The sequence below is a fragment of the Chromatiales bacterium genome, from assembly GCA_020445605.1.
Taxonomy (GTDB): domain Bacteria; phylum Pseudomonadota; class Gammaproteobacteria; order JAGRGH01; family JAGRGH01; genus JAGRGH01.
The window spans coordinates 1-14,909 of the sequence record JAGRGH010000020.1 but is presented as its reverse complement, the minus strand read 5'-3'; the positions used below and the strand labels follow the sequence as shown (position 1 = coordinate 14,909).

The window sequence follows — 14,909 nt, the reverse complement described above, 5'->3', positions numbered from 1 at the left end:
GCGTTCCTGCCGTTCGGCCAGTGCTTCGAGATGCAGCGACTGAATGCGTCCGAGCGTGCTCAAAAATTCGTTGCGCTCGGGCAGCAGCTGCGCCGGCACGCGCTCGACCACGCGCGCAAGCATCGCGCCGAGCGCGTGCACGGACGAATGCAGGTCGTCCAGTTCGGCTTCGGTCATTTTGTTTCATCCTGATTGGCGGCGGTGGGGATCGCGCCGAATTTCATAGCGAGCGCCTGCACACCGAAGGCGAGCAGCTGCGCGATCGTTTCGCTGTTCTGCTCGACCATGCCGACCGCCAGCTGCTCCCAGACGGAGGGTTCTTTGTCCGGTTTCAGGTCGGAGCGATTGACGCGCACCAGCTCGCGCTGTTCTTCGCGCACGGCGTCCCATATTTTGCGCTGTTCTCCGGCAAGCAGCTTCGCGTTCCCGGTCAACAGCTCGCGCTCGCGCTTGAACAGTTCTTCTTTTGCTTCGAGCAGCTGGCGCGCAGACTGCTCCTGTTGCTGCAGCTGCAGCGCGAAAAATTCGCGCGTCTGCGCCACGGCCGCGTTAGCGTTGTGCTGGATCTGCTGAATGAGCGCGAGCGAGACCGGATCAATTCCGGGCGGCAGCGGGGCCGCGGCCTCGGCCGGCGCGGGTTCGGGCACGTCCACCAGATAGGGACCCAGCAGCGTCTCCCATTCCCCGTCGGATTCGTAGGCGAGTTCGCAGCGGTAAGCGCCGGGCGATAGCTCCGGGAAACGAAAGTTCGGCGGCGCGGGGGCGTTGAAACGCTCGCCGCTTGCGGCCGAGACACACAAGAAGATCGGGTTTTTCTGCGCGTTGGTTCGGGCGGCTTCGCGCGCGCGCTTGGCAAAGTCCTCGGGTTCAATGCGTGCGTTCATAACGAGTTCCTCAGTTTTACGTTTTTCAGGTGATCGAAGGCCACGCCTTCGTCGAATGTGAAAAATTCCCCCAGCCGTTCCTTGAAAAGCGGCCAGTCAAAGAGCGGGCCGGGGCAGGGCTTCGGCGCAAGGCCGGCCATGCGGCGCGCGTTCCAGCTGGTCAGGCGGTGCGATCTGATCGTGCGCAACGTCTCTGGAAAATAAAAGGTCCAGTAGTCGCACAGCCGCGCAACGAGCGTTGCGTATTGTGCGGGCTCGTAGGGGCCGCGGTTGTCCGGCAGACAGTTTTCCAGTTCGATTCCGATCGTGCCGGAATCGAGATGGCCGACCGCTCCGTGATAGGTCCAGCGGCGCGGGTCGATCAGGTTTACGAGCCGGCCGCTGCGCTCGATCAGATCGTGAAACAGAAAGACGCCGCGCGCCATTGCTTTAGCGCGCTGGCGCTCGGCGACGTTCCCGGAGTTCGGATCGATCGAGCGCAGCCATGCGAGCGTTCCCATTCCGCCGGTGCCGTGCACCGTGATTTCGGAAACCGGCAGGGTGCGTTCGAGTCCATCACAAAAACGATCGCGAATCGTTCGATCAAGCACGGGCTTTACCATAAGCGCCGGCATCGACTAACGACCGTTTCTCTGCTCGGCGCGGTTCGCCAGCAGATTCACCGGCGCGACCGCGCCCTGCTGCTGATAGATCACAAACACCAGCGCGCGCGTCTCTTTGCCCTGCTGATACAAAAACGGACCGCGGATGTCCATGCCGGTGGGCGGTCCGCTCGCCAGCGATTCCATCCAGTGATTGACGACCGATTCGATCAGGCCGGGGGCCTCGTTGAATACTTTAGTTTTGATAGTGCTCATGGGTTGTTATGTCTCCTTGTGATTTCAAAAAAAGGGCGGCCGGGTTTTCATCCCAGCCGCCGCTCGAATTCTCGCAGGCTTCGCTTGAAAGCTTCAGACTTGCGGCGCAGTTCGCGCCGGGCGTCCTTAAAGATTTTGGCTCTGGTTTCCGGGCTGATCCAATCCAGCGCGGCGACGGTGCGATTGAAGGATTCCGCGCGGGCTTCCAGATCGCACACGGCCGTGGCCAGCGCGTGCAATCCGCGCGACAGGCGCTGCCAGTGCAGCGCATCCGGCACGGCCGCTTTTGCTTCGGCCGCTTCGGCGATCGCCCGGCGATTGGCGGGGCTGGCATCGGGCAGGCGATCGGAAGGATTCACGCGCAGCGCTCCTCGGTGTTTGGTTTAGATTCTTTCGGGTTCGGAAGCGCCGAAATCAAACGCGCATGGACAAAATAGAGCACCGGGATACGGGCGCGCGCGGCCGGATCGATCGCGCGCCAGCGGCGCAGGATGGCGAGCCGATCGGCGCGCTGAAAATTGTTCCATGCAAGCGCCACGCGCAGCCGGCGGCCGGCCATGACGTGCGGTCTCATCGTGCGACCCCTTCGGCGCGTCGGTTGGCGAGCCGGCGCGCTTTCGCCTGAGCCACGGCCCGCAGCCCTAACGCGGTCAATCTCAAGCTCGAACATCTTCGCTCCAGGCTATCGAAATGCACAAAGCCGGACCCGGAATGTCTGAGATGCGCCGCGCGGCGTGCGCGGCGTGCGGCTTCGCGCGCGTCGAGCCACAGCAGGGCAAAGACCATCGCCAGCGCCCAGCCGAGAAAAAACCAGTCGGACGAAATCATTTACTGCCCTTCCAGAACGCCGGTCGCGCGGTGGATGTTTTCGAGCGCCGCGATTTTTTCCAGCAGGGCTTCACGCAGCGCGGCGATGCCCTTTCCAAGGGCGATGACGTCGTCTTCGTGTTCGTTTTCGAGCCCCTGCAGCTTGCGCGCGAGCAGCTCGACCCGCTGTTCCGCCGCGATAATGCGTTCGGCGAGCACATTGACGCGCTGCTCCACGGCGGAAAAAGACTGATACAATTCGCGCGCGGTCGATTGCTCGGCGGCGATTGCGAGCGCATCGACGCGCGCGGCGAGCGCATTAAAAAGTCGGTCAGTGTCCAGCGATTGATCGGACAAGCGCCGGGACAGCGCGGAGATTGTTTCTGGTTGTTCTTGTTCGGTGCTCATGGTGGCGGCACCTCCTCGTTTTTGGTGATATAACGGGGAGCGCTGCCGGGTGCTCGGGCGACGTAAGGCGGGCGGGATTATGTCGGGAAAGCGGGCTACTTCCGATAATACATAGTTTGTCGGATGGACCGATTCACGACATAAAACGCCGCTTGACAGCGGCGCAAAAGCGGGCAGGCTCCCCGTTAAGGGTAGTTTTTGAGACGGATTCATGCCAGAGTCCCCACGCAAACCCCGGCCCGATTCCGGCCAGAAATGAGGCCGGGGCGCGCGATTGTGGGAGACTCTGGCCGGAATCACAGCGAATGCATTGCCATTGGTGCCGCACAAAGCAAGCAAAAAAAACACTTTGCTTCCGCGATTCCGTCTGATTTTTGAAACGAGGTCCAAGCCAATGCCGAAGATATTTGCCACCAAGGCCAATTTTGATAGGGCCGTAAAGATGCGCCGCGCGGGTCACACGCTGCAGGACATCGCCGACGCGCTCGGCTGTTCGCGCGATACGATCGACCGGATGCTGCGCAACGGTCCGCGCACGCCGCGGATTCCTATTCTGGACGATCCCGAGCCCCCCGAAGCCGGGGCCGTGGCGGACGGTCTCCAATGAGACTCATCGAAGCCGGCCGGGTTATTGCGTGCACTGTGGAGGTCGAAGCGCCGTGCGGTGGTCCCGCCGTAACCGTCACCGCGACCATGCAGAACGGCCGCGATATCATGGTGTGTTCTGTTCCGAGAGATCCCCGCGGCGGCGATTTTTTTGCCGTCCTCGCGGCGTTCGATCGGTGCTTTGCGGGCTGGGGCATTCCCCCGCGGTTCTCGTTTGAGTTCGCCGGCCGGCGGGTGGAATATACGCCCGGCCGGGTAACGCTTTCAGCGCAACAATAAGAGCGCGAGCGCGCCCAGCCCGAGCACTGAGAGCGCGTGCGTTGTGTCGGCCTTGCTCCGGGCCTCGGCGATGCGCGCCTGTGCGTCCACCAGCGCGGCCGTCTCCTGCGCCGCCTGCGCCGCTTCGATCTGCGCTTTTTGAATTGCCGCCTGTTCTTTCAGCGCCGCTTCTTCGGCTGCGCGCTGCGCGGCGATCTCGGCCTGCTCGGCTGCGAGCCGTTCGCGTTCGAGCCGCTCGGCCGCGGCGCGGTCGGCGTTCGCCTGCTCCATCTGCATCCAGAGGCTGACCAGCTCCCACATGAAAAATCAGCTCCCGGCCGGCGCGCGCAAAATAATTTTGTGATCGAGCACTTCGCGTTTCGCGATCAGGTCGCGCGCTTTCGACTTGATCGCGCCGCTGACCCGCTCGCGCACCAGATCCAGAAGCTCGGGCGTGATCGCAAAGCCGGGCGGCGCGACTCCCGGCAGTCGCGCGAAAGCCTTTCTGATCTCATCGTCCAGAATCGAATCGGGGCGCAGCGCGGCCGAGATGACGTCAAAGTTCTCTTCGATCAGTTGCGCGATCATTTTTTGTCCCACCATTCCATAAACAGGATATAGGCCGCGAGCAGCATGCCGCCGGTAAGCAGCTTGCGCGAAAGGCCGGCGCTGGAATCGGCTTCAATTTCGGCAATCTTTTCGTCGGCCTCGGCCTGCTGCAGTTGCAGATCGAGCGCGTGCGAAATCTCTTCCAGCTCGGCGGTCTTTTCTTCCACCAGCAGGTCGACCGCTTCGCGCGCGTATTGCAGATGCGGGTCTGTAATCATTATTGAAACCTTCCTTCCAGACGCGAAAGGCGCTGGTCGATCGATTGCAAGAGCTGCCGCTGTTCGGTCAGCTGCTCGGAGATCGCGGCGCGCTGCAGCACAAACGGCGACTCGGTGCGCATGAGTTCGCGCACACGTTCATCGTTGACCGGGCGCGCAAAGAACGCCGCGCCGGTGGCCAGCGCGCCGCCGATCAAAAACAGCGCCAGTTTTTGCCAGATCTCGGACGATTGCAAAAGTGCTTTCATGATGCGCGCCTTCTTTGCGGCGCAGCGGGCGCGACCAGCTGCGCGGTAGTATTCGCTTCCGACAAAAGCCACGCGCCGCCGAACAGCACAGCAAGAAAAATAAGCGTCGGCACGGCGTCGGCGATTGCTTCGGCGGTGTCGGCGATCTCTTCGGTGTCTATGAACGGATGCGGGCGGCCGGTATCGTATTGTTCTTCGGCCTCGGCGAGTACGTCGGACCATTCGCGATGCCCGGGCATAATCACATAGCCGCGTTCGTCGCGCAAAAGCGGCCGGTCGGTCTGGTCCTTCTCGAACGCAAACAGCGGCCCGCCGTAGTTATGATCGACATGGAGATGCATCTGCGCGCCGCGAATGCCCAGAAAGGCGCGGCCGTTGAATGTCGGGCGCAGCAAAGCGTCTTTTGATGTGACCAGTTCCATGAATGTCCGAAATACGTTCGACCAGTCGCGGCGCGAATCGCCGGCCGGTTCTTTCGGGACGAGGTCGAGCGCGTAGCCGGCATGGGGACCGCTGCCGGTGCGACTGGCGCTGGAAATGCGCAGCTGCGCGCCGCCCCATGTCCAGCGGCCGATATAATCAACCAGATAGAGCTGGTTTGGAGTCAGCGACTCCCGGCAGCTATTGGAGAGCGGAAAGGGCGCTTCGAGATAGTCGGCGACCAGCTCGCAGCCGGCACCGCCGAGGCTCACAGGGCGACGGCAGCCACCGCCAGCAAGGCAGCCGCGGCACCGGCACCGGCCCCGCGGAGATATATTTTCAGCTGACAGGTCCAATCGCAAAACCGCTTTCGCGTCTCCATTAGCGTTTCGTAGTGGTAAGCCCCGCACGCCGCGTTCGCCTCTTCCAGTTCGCGCACGTATTTCGTTTCGACCCAGCGGTGCGGATAGTCCGCCGGCAGGGTCATGCGCTCCCGGTTGCAGTGCGCGGCCGGCTCGTAAGCCGGCAACCGGACCGAAGCGCAGCCGACGAGCAGCAGCGCAATCAGCGCCACGGATTGCCGGAAGATTCCGAACAATCGTCGCCCCCCGAAAAAATGGACTCCACAGCGGCCGAGAGCGTGCACACGGCGCTGGACGTCTTATAGCCGACCGCGAGGCCGACCGCGAGCGCCACGGCCGCGCTGAGCACCGCTGCGCGGTGGTTCGTCCAGATCGGGCGGAAAACCGCCAGTAGTTTCTCCTGCATTGGTTGCCGTCCTCGAATTCAGATATTTGGTCAAAAATGGCGCGCACAGCACCAGCAGGCCGGCGGCCGTGATCGCCGGCAAATTGGCGACCGCGCCGAAGGCGGACAGGTTAAAAACGGGGCCGGGAATCCATGCGGACAGCAGCACGATCGCAAGCCCCACCAGACGCCAGATGTCATTACGCGAAATCATTTGGTCAGCCAGTAAATGAGAGCAAGACCGATGCCGATCGTAACCCACGGCAGAAGGCTGATCGCGAGATCAGCGGCGGCATAGCCGGACTTGTCCAGCTCGATAGAAACCGCTTCAAAATCGCCGGCCGGGACGGCGTAGCGCAGCACGTAGTCACCCCCGGAAAACATCTGGAGCCGGCGCAACGGCAATCCGTCCGCCTCAATGTCAGCAATCACTTTCGCGAGCGGACGGGCGTCGGGCCTGATTTGTTCGATTGTAAAGACAGCCTGTTTTAGCATGTCAGCTCCGGAGCGCCTGCCGCTCGGCGATGCGATCGCGCGCGCGTTGCGGCAGGTCGGAAAGCGCGATTGTTCCCTTTGATATCAGGGCATCGATGACGTCCTCCAGAACGCGCACAAAGGGGCCATCGGTTGCGGCGAGCGCGCGCGCTTTTTGCGCGGCGGCGATCGCGGCCGCGCGCGCAGCGCGCGCCTGTTCAAGCGCGGTCGGGTCGGGAATAGTGCCATCGGCGGCCACAAATTGGGCGTGCTCCGGGTGCACCAGCTCGGCCAGCTCGATTGCGCCCGGAATGCCGCGGGGATCGTCGCTCGTAACCACCGCGCCGGACGGCAGGAGATAGCTTTTTTCTGTCATGCCCGCACCTCGGTAACGCGCAACCATGAGACCAGTGCGCCGCCCCCGCGCCGCGAGCCGTTGGCTCCATTCCAGCGGATTGTCGGGCTTCCCGTGCCCATTCCGATCCTCAGCGAGAAGGTTGTTTCAGTGATTGCGCCGGCGAGCACGCGCGCGGTGAGCGCAAGGGGTTCGAGCGAAATTGAACCGCCCCACGCACCCGATGCCGGCGCTGCCACCGCGAGCAGGTTCGCCGCGATCGCGTCGGCGGTCGAATCCCGAAAAAGCGCGCTGGCGGCATTATTGGCGCTGTCGTTTTCCTCGCCCACCCATGCGAACGATTGCACCAGCAGATAGGAATCGGCAGCGGTGGGAGTAATGGCACAGGTCAAAAGCTCGTAGCCCTCGCCGATCTGGGGGATGGTGTCATCGAAGGGGATCGCGGCCGATGCGCTCCCGCTGGTGGCGATTTCGGCCGAGACCACCTGAGCAATTTTTCCGGCGCTCGCGCTGGCCGGGTAAAGCGGGTTGGAAAACAGATCCTCCAGATCCAGCTCGGCGTCAATGGACGGGTTGCCGTTGCGCAGCACGGGCCGGCCGGCGAGATTGTTCTGCAGAGTCCACGGGCCGCGCGGGTGCACGTAGCGGTCGCCGTCCTGAATCCATGTAGTTGTCACGATAGGCGCTCCAGATTAAAGGAAACGGCAAGCTGCATCGAGTAATAGAGAAAGCCGCCCAGCCCATCGGTCGGCCAGTCGGCGGCCAGCCACCATGATTCCGGCAGCGCAATCGATGGTTCGCAGCCAAAAATCAAAAAGTCCTGCTGGGGGTTAATTTCCCATTCTGTATCGGGACTGGTTTCGTCCGAAAGTCCGACAAAACACACCGCTTCGGCCACGGTTGCGATCTCTTCAAAGGACGATTCCCCCAGCCGCTGATTGGCGACGGAGTTGATCGCGGCATATCCGACGTCGCCGGATTTCATTTGATGGCCGGCACGGAGCAGGGCGGCGGTCGCATAGGCCACGCCGTCGACGGTAACAGTATTTGCGAACGTCGGCGCAAAAACATCGGCCAGCCAGTTTTTGCCGCCAACAAAGAAGCCGCAGCGGACGACCGGCAGGAGACCGCTTGCGATGACGTCGTGCGGGGTGGCCGCTCCGGTTTCGTCGCGTTGTGCTATCGTGCCGTTATACATTACGGAAATGGAAAGATTGCGAATCCGGTAGCCGGCCCCGGCGTCGATCGCCCACGCGGGAAAATTGGTCGTGAAGCCGGCCGCGCCATCGGCGGCGGCGGTGGACACGGCAATATTATCGGCCGACTGCTGCAGGAAATGCGCGCTGCCGCCGATCGTAACCACGCGCGAGATCGATCGCATCATGCGGCCACCTCTTCCAGATTGAAATTCACGGCCACGGTTGCGTCGGCTATGATCGCGGCGGTATAGGTCGACAGGCGGAAGGCGTCGGACGCGGCCCAGCGGCGCGCGAGCGTCGGGCCGGACTGCAGAAAAAGCAAAAGGTAGCGGTGGGCCGGATTGATCGGGAAGGCGGCGCGCGTGCGACCGCCGGCGCGTCCGCTGCAGAAGCAGACCGCCTCGATGTTTTTTAAGAAGCGCATCCGGGCCAGATTGGTTGTGCCGTCGACATTGCCGCCGGTGGTCGTGATATAGTTGGTGAGCGTGCCGGCAATGTCGCCGCTCTGCAGGCGCAGCGCGAAAATATCCGACAGGGCGGTGTAGTTCGAGCCGTTAAAATCGAGCGATTCAAACGGAAAGGTTGTGCGCCAGTCTTTGCCCAGCGCGTCATAAAGCGCCGTTTCGCCGCAGGAAAGAACGGCGAGAAAGATCGGCGAGCGCGTGCCGGCCTGATGCGTGTCTTCCGGCACGGGCGCGCTCGAATCGTAACGGGCGGACAGTTCGCGCGACATAAACGGGCCGACATGCAGGTTGCGAATCCGGTAGCGCCGGCCGTCCTCGGGCATGCGCACGACCGGCAGCGCGCCGATTAAAGACGTCTGCGCAAGCGGTGCGGTCGGCGAGGCGTAGAATGTGGCGCTGGCCACGAGCGGGTTTCCGATCGCACCCGACGCCACCGCCGCCAGTCTGGACACCGCGCGCATGTGTTCTCTCAGCGCTCCTCGATTTGATAGCCGCGCGCCTGAAAGAACAGTTCGCCGATCTCGATCTGCGCGGCGAGCGCGCGCGTGTCGATGTAAAGATCAAGCGAACGGCCGGCGGCCAGCGGAATTTCGTATTCCAGCGAAATCCAATGGTGCGGCTTTACTCCGAGCCGATCACAGCCGACGGCCGCGGCCGAAACATCGCCTACGATAATCGGCCGGCCGGAGACGCCGTCTTTCAATTCCTTGACGATTATTTTGCCCTGATCGGCGACGGCGTCGAAGGTCAGGAGAAAGGACGTGATATAAATCGGCTGACCGAATGTGTGCCGGAGCTGGACGGCCAGCGCGCGCGATTCCGTGATTCCGATCGCGGCGGTGTTATTTGCGCCTACGATAATACTGCGTCTGATTTCTTCCATGGTGGTTTTTCTCCCGGTTGAAGAGACCCGCGCCCCCGAAAGGGCGCGGCGTTCATCCTGTGGCCGACTTTTTTAGAGCGTGCGGGGCACGATCGTAGTCGGTTGGGGGTTCTCCTCGATGCCGAGCACCAGCTGCATGATGTAGGTATTCAGCGCGTTTACAGCCTGCGGCAGCGTGCACACGACCCGGATGGACTGCCCCGGCGGGACTTCGAGCGGCGGCGTAAAGAATTTCATACCGGGATGGACGGCGTTTCGGCCGTTCGCGCCGACGCCCTGCTGAGTCAGCACGCTATTTGCGCCGGATGTCAGCGCGAGCTGGATGCCGGGAGCCGACGGCGTCATGCCCTGCAGGAGCTGGCGATGCACGGTCGTGGAACCGACTTTGAATTCAAAGACGGCGCGCGAAACCATTGCAAACCATTCGTCGGCGACGGTGGTAGTCGCTCCGGTGACGAGCACCGGCAGCGCATAGGCGGTTTCATACAGCACGACATGAGCGGTAACAATCCGCCCCTGCCCGGTATCGAACAGGTTTGTGTTCGTGTTATAGTTGCGATGGGTCTCGGCCTCCGTGCCCTGAAAGAAAGTGTAGCCGCTGTTGCCGGTGGCCATCGCCCAGCCGGAATAAACCTGACTTTCGTAGAATTCTTCGTTTGTGACGTCTTTTCGATAGAGAGTTGCGTTCATGTTTTCTTTGCTCCTTTGTTTTTTGATTATGCCTTTAAACGGTCGCGCCCATTGGATCGGCGCGGCGACTGCCGCGGCCGCCCATCGGATCGAGGCGGCCACCGCCCATTGGATCGAGGCGGCCACCATGCAGCGGCGCGCCGCGCATCGCCTGTGAATAGGCGCTGGCGATCGCGGGAATTTGCGACGGATGCCGCACCGGCAGGACGAGGTCACGTTTCCCGTTGATCGGGATGAGATCCGCGGCGCGAATGTCCATGACGTCGAGCACGTCTTTTACGAGCACGACCCCAGCGCCGACGCCCGACGCAAGCGCCAGATCCTTCTTATTCTTTGCGAATTTGCCGATCAGGAGCGGCCCCGCGATCGTAACGATTGCCGATCCGGCCAGCGCGCCGTATTGCGGATTAAAGCCGCGCAGTTTTGTGCGCGCGAATTGCGCCGCGACGAGGCCCCCGGCACCGGCCGCCACGGTAAGCAACGTTTGTTTCAGATTCACACCTTTTAGTATTCCTTTCATTTTCGTTTCCTTGTTTCCAGTTTGTGTCTCAGCTCATGAAAAGCCACGCGAGCAGCGCGCCGCCGACGAGGAGCACCGGAGAGATGCCGCCGGCGTCCTGCTTGTAGCCGTCGTCCTTGCCCGGGTCGGTTTTGATGAAGCCCGGAGCGGGAGCGGGCGACACGACCACCGGCACCTGCAGGACCTGCCCCTCATAAATCAGGTCCGGGTTTGGTCCGACCACCGCGCGGTTCATCGCATACAGCTCCGGCCATGCGATGCCGAACCGCGCGGCGATGGCCGACAGCGTATCCCGCGGTTGCACTATATAAGGGGCCGTCATTTGCTTTTAGCCGGCCCGGTGCTTGCGAATCATTGCCTGTTTCGCGCGCTTGTCAGATTCGATCTGATTGCAGCGCTTTTTCCAGTCGCTGACCCGCGCTTCGTAGTTCTTCCATGTCTGGAGACTCGCGCTCTGGCGGGGCTTCTTTGGTTTTTTGGGCTTTTTCATTTCTCGCCTTCCTTACTTGTTCATCATCAAAACCAGCAGGAGCCCGAGGCCGAGCGCGCCGCCGATCAAAAGCATATTATCGCCGCCGGACTGGGATGAACCGGCCGGGGCCTGAATAATTATTTTTTCGGGTTGCTGTGGCGGCGGCGCTTTCTGCGCGTTCTGCATCGCCATCATCGCAAGCAGCATGGGGGTATTATCCGGCTGCTGTGGTTGCTGGATGATCTGCGGGGCCGGGGCCTGCTGGCCGATGCCGAGCAGACCGGGGAGCAGGCCGCCGATCAGGGGAGCGAGCGCGCCGATCATCGTCGCCCCCGCTTTTTCTTTTTGCCTCTGGTGAGCACCAGCAGCAGCAGGCCACCGCCGCCGATCAGAAGCAGCGGCATTAAATTCGATTCTCCCGACTGTGCCGCCGGCTCAAATTCGATCTGGCGCTGCGCCGGCGCGTCCGGTTCCTGCTGCCGGGTAAGAAATGGCAGGAATGCTTCCAGCGGATTGGACGTGCCGCCGCTCGCGCCGCTTTGCTGCGCCTGCTCGTAAGCCTGAGCGGCTGCGCCGCCGGTACCGGGCAGAATCGAGTCCAGCAGCCCCCCGACCGCGCCGAAGGCGGTCTGGCCGAGCTGTTCGAGGCCCTGCCCGACATTACTCAAATAGGCGTTGTATGAATTCGAGAGCGCGCCCAGCGGCTTCAAGGGTTGCAGTTTTGCAACCGGTGCGAAGGCACGCGAAAGCGCTTTTCCGGCGTTGAGTTTTGCAACCGGCGCGAAGGCACGCGAAAGCGCCTTACCGGGTTTCAGACCCTTAAAATTAAAGGCGCGTGAAAGCGCTTTGCCGGGGTTTAGACTTTTAAGCGAGAAGCCGGCCAGCTGCTCCGGCCGATCGGAAAGGATGAGATTATAGGGCCGCGAAGCCGCCGCGCTCTGAAACGCCGGATAGGGTGCCGCCTTTCCGTTTAGGGTTACGAGGTCCAGTTACAGAACGCGGCGGCACACGATCCAACAAGAGGGGTCTTTATGTCACATGGGGCCGGGATCTGTCAAGCACTAATCGTAGCATTATTCAGACCGGAAAGACGCGGCGAAAGTCCTCTCGATAGATGCGCCGGCCGGGGCCGCCTTTATCGGGAAAGGTGCAATCGAACGGCAGCCATCCGCCGGTCCCCGGGTAGCAGACTTCTAGGTAAACATGGTGGGGCCGGGCGCTGCCGGAGAGTTCGCCGGCCGCGGCTTCGCCGACTGTCACGAATCTTTCGCGCGACTGGACGCGGCCGAGGGTATTCTGCAGGCGAAACCATGCGGCGCAGGCGGTGGCTTTATCGTCGCAGTCGCGGTTATTGGTCCACGCCGGGTCAAGCACGAACGCCGGTCGCGCCAGCTGCTCATCGTGGCCGTCCTCGATGTAGGGCAGGCGCTGGACGTAGCGGAAAAAATCGGCCGGCGAGAGATCATGCCACGGCAGACAGTCGGCGGCGTAGCGGTGGGCATAGTGCCGCATCCAGTCGATGGTCTGGGTATAGCCTTCCGATGGCCGGCGGGTTTTCTGAATGTCGATCATGCGGCCAGTTCCTCCAGAAGCCGGGATTCGAACAGCTCGAAGGCACCCTGCGTTTTTTTGAGCGCCGGGTCAAGCAAAGCAATCGCGCCTTCAATTTCCTTGAGCGCCCGGCTGATAGTCGGACGGGGCAGATAGCCGAGCCCATCGGCGAGCACGTCCCGGCTGCGCCCGGCCAGCTCCCACAGATGCAGCGCGCCGGCCAGCGCGCGCAGCCGACCGAAAGACCAGTTTTCGGCGCGGGCGACCGCGAGCAGCTGCGTTCCGTCGTGCTCACCGGCCGGGCGCTTTTTGAGCCGACCCCAGCTTTCGCGCAGCGCGCGCCGTTGCACCGATCGGTCGAGCACGTCTCCCAGATAGGTTACGTCTTTTGTGCGGTGATATAGCTCGCGCCGGCCCGAGGCCGGATTTTTAAGAACCTGATCGACCACGACCCCGGCGTGAAAGGCTTTGCGGATCGGCTCTTTGCGCTTGGCCCTATACTCGAAGCGGACCATATTTTCGATCGCCGCGCGGTGGTATTGATACAGGCAGAAGCGGCCATCATCGATGCGCCGCTTGCGGCCGGCTTTCAGTTCGGCCAGCTTGTCATAGATGGAAATCTCTTCGCGGGTATTGTAGAACAGCAGGGATTCGCTGAATCGATCGTCTTTGCGTTTATAGGGCCACAACAAACGCGCGCGGCAACCGAGGAGAGTCTGGGGCTTGTCCTCGACGTCGACGCCGGCGGCCGCATCGGCACGGAGCACAATGCCCACCTGCGCCAGTCGATCGAGATCGAATTGCGCACCCTGCTCGGTCGCGATACGGTCGAACGCCTGCTCGATCGTGCCGCTGTGGATTCCTTCCAGATATCGATCGAGCAGGGTGCGGGCGGAAAATTCCAGCAGGCCTTCGTCGTCCTCCGGGGTCCAGCGGATGAAGGCCCCGAAATTCCCCCGGGCGTTCGACTGATAGGTCAGAACGGTCCGTTCGGGGTAGTCGTTTTCAATGGTGGTCCAGCCGACGCGGCCGGCCGGTGGCCGCCGGTAGTCCTTGCCCGGCAGGCAATCGTTTCGGAATCGTATTTTGATCGTATCCAGCATTTTGCGTGCGGGGCGAGATCTCACCCGAAAAAACCGATCAGAAAAAGCCCCGCCGGACACGACCCGGAGACGGATTTGTCCAGAATATGAAACAATGGGGGTTGTTATATGCCAATGTCAGCGGACCCGGAAATCATCGCGGGGCAGCCGCGCCGTGCGGGGCGCGATCCGGGGGGCCGCAAACAGATCGCAATTCAGGACCAGCCGGCCAAAAGACAGATTCAGCACCCCCGACGCGGTCGCAAATTCCCACATGTGCCCCCTCGCCAGCCGGGCCTCGGCCTCCGGCACGTTGAGCACGGGCAGTTCGTAGCGCTCGATGCTGAGCCAGACCCGTCCGGCTTCCGGCTCAGCGCGCTGGACGGCGGCCGAGACGCGCGCTTCAATCGGAGCCGGCGAGAGATCATAGAGCGCGACCGCCCGCCACGCAAAGACCACCAGCCGGCGCCGGGGCGCACCAGAAACCGGGTCGCGCGCCAGCTCGACAATGGCCGGCCCCGTCACCATGAGGGCGGGAGCGCGGGGCAGGTCTTCACCGGTCTCGATGCGCACCGAAAGCCCGGCGCAGGACACGAACGCGGCGCGGTCGTGCTCGCGGAAAGTGACCGGCCCCGAGCAGCTGACCGAGAGCGCGTGTCGACGATCGCGCAGCCGTTCGAGCCGGGCGGCGTTCGTTTCGGGGATGTCCTCCGGGGCACGGCCGCGAATGCGTCGGGCCACGTCGGCCGCTTCGCCGGAAACGATCGTTCCGCGAAACGTCGAGAGTACGCGCAGCGCGGCCGGGTCCATTTCGTCGGCGATCACAGGTAGCCCCCGGGCAGGTGCCCGCGCAGAAAGCGCACGTTTTGGAAGGACGTCCCCCGTTTCAGGGAGCGCACAAAAACGCCCGCGCGGCGGCCGGCGGCCAGAATCTCGAAAAGGTCGGGCGTTTTAGAAACCATTCTGAAACGTCTCTCTTCCAGCTCCTGTGTGCTCAGCTGCTCTCTCATCGGCGGCCCCGCGTGCGCCAGCGTTCCTGCCGTTCGGCCAGTGCTTCGAGATGCAGCGACTGAATGCGTCCGAGCGTGCTCAAAAATTCGTTGCGCTCGGGCAGCAGCTGCGCCGGCACGCGCTCGACCACGCGCGCAAGCATCGCG

General features: G+C 62.6%; 32 protein-coding genes. 2 read left to right on the top strand and 30 right to left on the bottom strand.

Annotated features, from left to right (window positions below):
* Positions 1–173: 173 nt before the first annotated feature.
* The 7 genes from KDG50_03320 to KDG50_03290 all read right to left on the bottom strand — a co-directional run bounded on the left by KDG50_03320 (position 174) and on the right by KDG50_03290 (position 2,956).
* Positions 174–884, bottom strand: a complete 711-nt coding sequence (locus KDG50_03320; protein ID MCB1864433.1) for a hypothetical protein — start codon at positions 882–884, stop codon at positions 174–176.
* Positions 881–1,402, bottom strand: coding sequence for an N-acetylmuramoyl-L-alanine amidase (locus tag KDG50_03315; GenBank protein MCB1864432.1), 522 nt, complete (start codon positions 1,400–1,402; stop codon positions 881–883). The genes KDG50_03320 and KDG50_03315 overlap by 4 nt, the downstream gene beginning before the upstream one ends.
* A gap of 99 nt (positions 1,403–1,501) precedes the next feature.
* Positions 1,502–1,741, bottom strand: coding sequence for a hypothetical protein (locus KDG50_03310; GenBank protein ID MCB1864431.1), 240 nt, complete (start codon positions 1,739–1,741; stop codon positions 1,502–1,504).
* 47 nt (positions 1,742–1,788) lie between these two features.
* Positions 1,789–2,100 carry a hypothetical protein gene (locus KDG50_03305; GenBank protein MCB1864430.1) on the bottom strand — a complete coding sequence of 104 codons (312 nt, stop codon included), beginning with the start codon at positions 2,098–2,100 and terminating at the stop codon, positions 1,789–1,791.
* Positions 2,097–2,315, bottom strand: a complete 219-nt coding sequence (locus tag KDG50_03300; protein ID MCB1864429.1) for a hypothetical protein — start codon at positions 2,313–2,315, stop codon at positions 2,097–2,099. Before KDG50_03300 ends, KDG50_03305 begins: the two co-directional genes overlap by 4 nt.
* Positions 2,312–2,569, bottom strand: coding sequence for a hypothetical protein (locus KDG50_03295; protein MCB1864428.1), 258 nt, complete (start codon positions 2,567–2,569; stop codon positions 2,312–2,314). Before KDG50_03295 ends, KDG50_03300 begins: the two co-directional genes overlap by 4 nt.
* The gene (locus KDG50_03290) at positions 2,570–2,956 is read right to left on the bottom strand and encodes a hypothetical protein (protein MCB1864427.1); all 387 of its coding nucleotides are present in this window, start codon (positions 2,954–2,956) and stop codon (positions 2,570–2,572) included.
* A 274-nt stretch (positions 2,957–3,230) separates the two neighbouring features.
* Here KDG50_03290 and KDG50_03285 point away from each other — a divergent pair, with 274 nt between their 5' ends.
* Positions 3,231–3,563 carry a helix-turn-helix domain-containing protein gene (locus KDG50_03285; GenBank protein ID MCB1864426.1) on the top strand — a complete coding sequence of 111 codons (333 nt, stop codon included), beginning with the start codon at positions 3,231–3,233 and terminating at the stop codon, positions 3,561–3,563.
* Complete coding sequence (locus KDG50_03280; GenBank protein MCB1864425.1) at positions 3,560–3,841, top strand: hypothetical protein; 282 nt, start codon at positions 3,560–3,562, stop codon at positions 3,839–3,841. The genes KDG50_03285 and KDG50_03280 overlap by 4 nt, the downstream gene beginning before the upstream one ends.
* Here KDG50_03280 and KDG50_03275 read toward each other — a convergent pair.
* The 23 genes from KDG50_03275 to KDG50_03165 all read right to left on the bottom strand — a co-directional run bounded on the left by KDG50_03275 (position 3,827) and on the right by KDG50_03165 (position 14,762).
* Entirely contained in the window at positions 3,827–4,141 is a 315-nt protein-coding gene (locus tag KDG50_03275) for a hypothetical protein (protein MCB1864424.1), read from the bottom strand. The genes KDG50_03280 and KDG50_03275 overlap by 15 nt on opposite strands.
* Before the next feature lie 6 nt (positions 4,142–4,147).
* Entirely contained in the window at positions 4,148–4,408 is a 261-nt protein-coding gene (locus KDG50_03270) for a hypothetical protein (protein MCB1864423.1), read from the bottom strand.
* Positions 4,405–4,647 (bottom strand): hypothetical protein, encoded by a 243-nt coding sequence (locus tag KDG50_03265; GenBank protein ID MCB1864422.1) that lies wholly within the window; start codon positions 4,645–4,647, stop codon positions 4,405–4,407. Before KDG50_03265 ends, KDG50_03270 begins: the two co-directional genes overlap by 4 nt.
* Complete coding sequence (locus KDG50_03260) at positions 4,647–4,895, bottom strand: hypothetical protein (GenBank protein MCB1864421.1); 249 nt, start codon at positions 4,893–4,895, stop codon at positions 4,647–4,649. Before KDG50_03260 ends, KDG50_03265 begins: the two co-directional genes overlap by 1 nt.
* Positions 4,892–5,587, bottom strand: coding sequence for a hypothetical protein (locus tag KDG50_03255; GenBank protein MCB1864420.1), 696 nt, complete (start codon positions 5,585–5,587; stop codon positions 4,892–4,894). Before KDG50_03255 ends, KDG50_03260 begins: the two co-directional genes overlap by 4 nt.
* Positions 5,584–5,889: a hypothetical protein gene (locus KDG50_03250; GenBank protein ID MCB1864419.1), complete on the bottom strand. Its 306-nt coding sequence runs from the start codon at positions 5,887–5,889 to the stop codon at positions 5,584–5,586. Before KDG50_03250 ends, KDG50_03255 begins: the two co-directional genes overlap by 4 nt.
* Before the next feature lie 87 nt (positions 5,890–5,976).
* Positions 5,977–6,276 carry a hypothetical protein gene (locus KDG50_03245; protein MCB1864418.1) on the bottom strand — a complete coding sequence of 100 codons (300 nt, stop codon included), beginning with the start codon at positions 6,274–6,276 and terminating at the stop codon, positions 5,977–5,979.
* Positions 6,273–6,557, bottom strand: coding sequence for a hypothetical protein (locus KDG50_03240; GenBank protein MCB1864417.1), 285 nt, complete (start codon positions 6,555–6,557; stop codon positions 6,273–6,275). The genes KDG50_03245 and KDG50_03240 overlap by 4 nt, the downstream gene beginning before the upstream one ends.
* 1 nt (position 6,558) lies before the next feature.
* A complete protein-coding gene (locus KDG50_03235) occupies positions 6,559–6,912 on the bottom strand; it encodes a hypothetical protein (protein MCB1864416.1) in 354 nt (117 codons plus the stop codon).
* The gene (locus KDG50_03230; protein ID MCB1864415.1) at positions 6,909–7,568 is read right to left on the bottom strand and encodes a hypothetical protein; all 660 of its coding nucleotides are present in this window, start codon (positions 7,566–7,568) and stop codon (positions 6,909–6,911) included. Before KDG50_03230 ends, KDG50_03235 begins: the two co-directional genes overlap by 4 nt.
* Positions 7,565–8,275 (bottom strand): hypothetical protein, encoded by a 711-nt coding sequence (locus KDG50_03225; GenBank protein ID MCB1864414.1) that lies wholly within the window; start codon positions 8,273–8,275, stop codon positions 7,565–7,567. Before KDG50_03225 ends, KDG50_03230 begins: the two co-directional genes overlap by 4 nt.
* Complete coding sequence (locus KDG50_03220; protein ID MCB1864413.1) at positions 8,272–9,015, bottom strand: hypothetical protein; 744 nt, start codon at positions 9,013–9,015, stop codon at positions 8,272–8,274. Before KDG50_03220 ends, KDG50_03225 begins: the two co-directional genes overlap by 4 nt.
* 8 nt (positions 9,016–9,023) lie before the next feature.
* A complete protein-coding gene (locus KDG50_03215) occupies positions 9,024–9,437 on the bottom strand; it encodes a hypothetical protein (GenBank protein MCB1864412.1) in 414 nt (137 codons plus the stop codon).
* 72 nt (positions 9,438–9,509) lie between these two features.
* Positions 9,510–10,127, bottom strand: coding sequence for a hypothetical protein (locus KDG50_03210; protein MCB1864411.1), 618 nt, complete (start codon positions 10,125–10,127; stop codon positions 9,510–9,512).
* 34 nt (positions 10,128–10,161) lie between these two features.
* Positions 10,162–10,599, bottom strand: a complete 438-nt coding sequence (locus tag KDG50_03205; GenBank protein MCB1864410.1) for a hypothetical protein — start codon at positions 10,597–10,599, stop codon at positions 10,162–10,164.
* A 76-nt stretch (positions 10,600–10,675) separates the two neighbouring features.
* Positions 10,676–10,969, bottom strand: coding sequence for a LysM peptidoglycan-binding domain-containing protein (locus tag KDG50_03200; protein MCB1864409.1), 294 nt, complete (start codon positions 10,967–10,969; stop codon positions 10,676–10,678).
* Positions 10,970–10,975: 6 nt separating this feature from the next.
* Complete coding sequence (locus KDG50_03195) at positions 10,976–11,137, bottom strand: hypothetical protein (GenBank protein MCB1864408.1); 162 nt, start codon at positions 11,135–11,137, stop codon at positions 10,976–10,978.
* Positions 11,138–11,149: 12 nt separating this feature from the next.
* Positions 11,150–11,443, bottom strand: coding sequence for a hypothetical protein (locus KDG50_03190; GenBank protein MCB1864407.1), 294 nt, complete (start codon positions 11,441–11,443; stop codon positions 11,150–11,152).
* The gene (locus KDG50_03185) at positions 11,440–11,829 is read right to left on the bottom strand and encodes a hypothetical protein (GenBank protein MCB1864406.1); all 390 of its coding nucleotides are present in this window, start codon (positions 11,827–11,829) and stop codon (positions 11,440–11,442) included. The genes KDG50_03190 and KDG50_03185 overlap by 4 nt, the downstream gene beginning before the upstream one ends.
* A gap of 367 nt (positions 11,830–12,196) precedes the next feature.
* Entirely contained in the window at positions 12,197–12,691 is a 495-nt protein-coding gene (locus tag KDG50_03180; GenBank protein MCB1864405.1) for a hypothetical protein, read from the bottom strand.
* Positions 12,688–13,773: a hypothetical protein gene (locus KDG50_03175; protein MCB1864404.1), complete on the bottom strand. Its 1,086-nt coding sequence runs from the start codon at positions 13,771–13,773 to the stop codon at positions 12,688–12,690. Before KDG50_03175 ends, KDG50_03180 begins: the two co-directional genes overlap by 4 nt.
* Positions 13,774–13,890: 117 nt before the next feature.
* On the bottom strand, positions 13,891–14,577 hold the full coding sequence (locus tag KDG50_03170; GenBank protein ID MCB1864403.1) for a hypothetical protein: 687 nt from the start codon (positions 14,575–14,577) through the stop codon (positions 13,891–13,893).
* The gene (locus tag KDG50_03165) at positions 14,574–14,762 is read right to left on the bottom strand and encodes a hypothetical protein (GenBank protein MCB1864402.1); all 189 of its coding nucleotides are present in this window, start codon (positions 14,760–14,762) and stop codon (positions 14,574–14,576) included. The genes KDG50_03170 and KDG50_03165 overlap by 4 nt, the downstream gene beginning before the upstream one ends.
* Between the last annotated feature and the right edge of the window lie 147 nt (positions 14,763–14,909).